This window comes from Streptomyces sp. URMC 127 (genome assembly GCF_051386535.1).
Classification (GTDB): Bacteria; Actinomycetota; Actinomycetes; order Streptomycetales; family Streptomycetaceae; genus Streptomyces.
Genome location: NZ_JBPQTW010000396.1, coordinates 1 through 2,653, shown reverse-complemented (window position 1 = coordinate 2,653; position 2,653 = coordinate 1). Strand labels below are relative to the sequence as shown.

General features: G+C 70.5%; 1 protein-coding gene. It reads left to right on the top strand.

From position 1 onward, the window contains the following. The first annotated feature begins 335 nt into the window (after window positions 1–335). Window positions 336–2,567, top strand: a complete 2,232-nt coding sequence (locus ACSNOH_RS34375) for a M4 family metallopeptidase (RefSeq protein ID WP_436725376.1) — start codon at window positions 336–338, stop codon at window positions 2,565–2,567. Window positions 2,568–2,653: the final 86 nt, after the last annotated feature.

Here is a 2,653-nt window from a genome sequence, read left to right as displayed (position 1 = left end):
CCACGCCCCGGCCCCTCGTCACCCCTCGTCCCCTCCGCGGCACCGACCGGCAGCACCCGGCGGCCACCGCTCCCGGGGAGGCGCAGCGTTCCAACAGCTCCACCGCACCCGCCGCTCCACCGCACCCGCCGGACTCATCGGATTCACCGGACTCGCCCGATTCACCGGACTCGTCGGCCCGGAACCCCGGACGGGATCCCCCGGCCCCAGCTCCACCTGTTCTGTTCTGCCTGATCTGCACCGCAGAAGGAGTCAGCGTGAGACCCACCCCCCAGACCAGACGCGCGCCCAGCAGAAGAGTCGTCGCCGCCGGCGCGCTGGTCGCCGTCTCGGCGATGATCGCCGCCGGCACCCAGGCCGGCACCGCCTCGGCCCGCTCGTCCGCCGCCGGAAGCGCACCCCGCCAGATCATCGCCAAGGCCGACCCCGGCGCGATGCCCGCCAAGCTCACGCCCGCGCAGCGCGCCGAGCTCATACGGCAGGCCGAGGCCGCGAAGGCGGAGACCGCCCGCACCCTCGGCCTCGGCCCGAAGGAGAAGCTGGTCGTCAAGGACGTCGTCAAGGACGTCAACGGCACCGTGCACACCCGCTACGAGCGCACGTACGAGGGCCTGCCCGTCCTCGGCGGCGACCTCGTCGTCGACACCACCAGGGGCGGCGCCCTCAAGAGCGTCGCCAAGGCGACCAAGGCCCGGATGGCGATCGCGACGACCACGCCCTCACTGTCCGCCTCCGCCGCCGAGCAGCAGGCCGTCAAGGCCGCGGGCGCGCAGGGCTCGAAGGCGAAGAAGGCCGACAAGGCGCCCCGCAAGGTCGTGTGGGCGGCGAAGGGCACCCCGGTCCTCGCCTACGAGACCGTCGTGGGCGGCCTCCAGGAGGACGGCACGCCCAACGAGCTGCACGTCATCACGGACGCGCGGACGGGCAAGAAGCTCTTCGAGTTCCAGGGCGTCAAGCAGGGCACCGGCAACAGCCAGTACAGCGGCCGCGTCACCATCGGCACGTCGCAGTCGGGCGGCTCGTACCAGCTCAACGACACCTCGCGCGGCGGCCACAAGACGTACAACCTCAACCGCGGCACGTCCGGCACCGGCTCCCTCTTCACCGACGCCGACGACGTCTGGGGCAACGGCACCACGAGCGATGCGGCCACCGCCGGTGTGGACGCCCACTACGGCGCCCAGCTGACGTGGGACTACTACAAGAACGTGCACGGGCGCAGCGGCATCCGCGGGGACGGCGTCGGCGCGTACAGCCGCGTCCACTACGGCAGCAACTACGTCAACGCATTCTGGTCGGACGACTGCTTCTGCATGACCTACGGCGACGGCTCCGGCAACTCCAAGCCGCTCACGTCGATCGACGTGGCCGCGCACGAGATGACGCACGGCGTCACCTCGGCCACCGCCAACCTCAACTACGCCGGCGAGTCCGGCGGGCTCAACGAGGCCACCTCCGACATCTTCGCCGCGGCGGTCGAGTTCTGGGCCGAGAACCCCAACGACGTGGGCGACTACCTCGTCGGCGAGAAGATCAACATCAATGGCAACGGCACGCCGCTGCGCTACATGGACAAGCCCAGCAAGGACGGCCGGTCCAAGGACGCCTGGTACTCGGGTCTCGGCGGCATCGACGTGCACTACTCGTCCGGCCCCGCCAACCACTGGTTCTACCTCGCTTCCGAGGGCAGCGGCGCCAAGGTGATCAACGGCGTCTCGTACGACTCGCCGACCTCCGACGGCCTGCCCGTGACCGGCATCGGCCGCGACAACGCCGCGAAGATCTGGTTCAAGGCGCTCACCGGGCGCATGCAGTCCACCACCGACTACGCCGGGGCGCGCGAGGCGACGCTGTGGGCCGCGGGCGAGCTGTTCGGCGTGGGCAGCGACACGTACAACAACGTGGCCAACGCCTGGGCCGCCATCAACGTCGGCAGCCGGGCCACCCCCGGGACCGGGGTCAGCATCACCGCCCCCGGTGACCAGACGAGCATCGTGAACACCGCCGTCTCCCTGCAGATCAAGGCCACGAGCAGCAACTCCGGCGCCCTGAGCTACTCGGCCACCGGTCTGCCGGCCGGTCTGTCGATCAACGCCTCCAGCGGCCTGATCTCCGGCACGCCGACCGCCACCGGCACCAGCAACGTGACCGTCACGGTCAAGGACTCCGCGGGCAAGAGCGCCACGACGTCCTTCAAGTGGACCGTGAACACCACGGGCGGCGGCAGCGTCTTCGAGAACACCACCCCCGTCGCGATCCCCGACGCGGGTGCCGCGGTGACCTCGCCGATCGTCGTCACGCGCAGCGGCAACGGCTCCTCCGCGCTCAAGGTGGACGTGAACATCACGCACACCTACCGCGGTGACCTGCGGATCGACCTCGTCGCGCCCGACGGCAAGACGTGGCGGCTGAAGGACACGGACGCGTGGGACTCGGCGGCGGACGTGAAGGAGAGCTACACGGTGGATGCGGCTGCGGTCTCGGCGACCGGCACGTGGAAACTTCAGGTCCAGGACCTGTACTCGGCGGACAGTGGCACGGTTAACAGCTGGAAGCTCAGCTTCTGAGTAGTCCTGCCGGACGGGCAAGTCGGTCGGCCGCGGGCCGTCTGTGGCTGGTCGCGCAGTTCCCCGCGCCCCTTGCAGGGGCGCGG